This is a genomic window from Brooklawnia sp. (assembly GCF_032229645.1).
Lineage (GTDB): Bacteria > Actinomycetota > Actinomycetes > Propionibacteriales > Propionibacteriaceae > Brooklawnia.
On sequence record NZ_JAVTWX010000109.1, the window covers coordinates 11,445 to 13,204 of the forward strand.

Consider the following 1,760-nt stretch of genomic DNA (forward strand, 5'->3'; position numbering starts at 1 on the left):
TTGATCTTGTAGACATAGCCGTAGGAGTCCTGCCGATAGTTACTGGTGGGGTTCGTGCTCGCGATGCCGTAGACGTACCCGGTCTCGCAGGTGAGGCCCTCGCCGATGCCGACACCGGCGCCTTTTGTGGCCTTATTGTCGATTGTGCAGCTGATCTGCGCGCCTGGGGTGGGTGTCAGGCTGAAACCCGCACCCAGGGCCTTGCCGTCGGGCAACCCGGACTGAGTGCTCGTCGCATCGGTGCAGGTGATCGTCGATTCGTAATTGGCGCCGTCGACTCCGGCACCGAGCTTTTCGGTGATCGTGTATTGGCTGCCTGCATCGACCCGAGCCTTGCCGGTGGTGCCGGTGCCGCTGTTCACTGCGTTGCCGGTGCCGACAGTGGTTTCATTGCCTGGAGTGTCCAGCACAGCACCATTGGCATCGCCTGTGCGCACCTGGACCGTGAACTGGTCGGATGCGGCGAACCGGCTGTTAGAGAGAGTTTTCGTGACCGAAATCGTGGCCGGGGCCACATTCTTGATCTCGCACGAGATCATGCCGGTCACATCGTCTGGAATCGTCACCTGGTACGTGCCATTCGAACCAGTGGTCGGCACAGCTTCGCCCTCGGAGGTGGTACAGCTCGCCGACTTGGTGTATTCGCCGAGGTTGGCGGTCGCAGTTTCCTGAAGAGTGAAGGTCTGGCCGGCCTCCACGCTCACGCGGCCCACCTTGGCGCTTTGGACGCCGTTGCTGGTGCCGGTGGTGGTCGCCGACTTCAATTCGGCGCCAGCAGAGTCTTTCACCGAGAGAGTGAACTGATCGCCGGCGTCGACTCGCCCGACGACGTTCTTCGACAGCGACAGCGACGGTCCAGCAGGAGCTGCACAGCTCGCCATGTCGTAGATATAGCCATTGCTACCGCCCGGAGCCGGGGCAGGAAGTGTGAACACCTGCTGCTGATCGTCGGCAGGGGGCGTCTGCCCGAGGATCGTGCGGATCCCCAGATCGTTTTGCGTATTTGAGTAGCGGATCGACCAGAGGGGCCTACTGGTTTCCTCACTCATCCAGGCGAGGCCGCTTGTAAAGTCGTTCTTCGCGGATCCTGCGGCGGAGGTCTGCAACTTCGTGGAGGCTGGTTGGTTCTCGGTCGGCACATCCATCGCGCTTACCATGGCCACATTCGTCTTTGCCCAGTAGCTGTAGAGGTTTCCTTCGTCATCGAAAGCCAAGTCACCTTGGGTGACGACCGAAGGTGTGAGCTTGCCGATGAAGCCAATCGCTTTCTCGTTTTGGGTGTCGTAGGCGTACACGTAGCCGACGCTGTCAGCGTAGTAGTAGAAGCCATTCACGGGGTTGACCGCACCGGCCACCCATTGGTTTCCGGAAGCGACGAGAGTGCTACCGGTGAGCGTGATTTGGTCACCAGTGGTGGGATCGATCCTAAGGATATTCGCCGGGCTGGTCTGAGTCCTCATCATCACGTAGATATAGCCCGACGAGTCTACGGCCAATGCGTCCGGAAAGCCTGATGAATAGGTCTTGACACTCGCGGCGTTCCCGCTGGCGGCGTCATACTTCCAAATCTGTTGGCTGACCGTGTAGTAGACGTCAGCCGGGTTGCACGTATAGGCAGCCTGAGTGGAAATCCCGGCGACGGATTCCTCTCCGTTATCGGTTTGGCTGTTCGAGGTGGGCGACTCGCTCGGTACTTCGTCGGCGCTGCCTTGACCTGCAGTCGATGCCGATTCCGCAGGCGAAACCGATTCCGCAGGCGA

General features: G+C 60.2%; 1 protein-coding gene. It reads right to left on the minus strand.

Annotated elements, in window-relative coordinates:
* Positions 1 to 1,760 (minus strand): FctA domain-containing protein (locus AAFP05_RS08115; protein ID WP_341729355.1); only part of this gene is annotated, 1,760 nt, incomplete at both ends.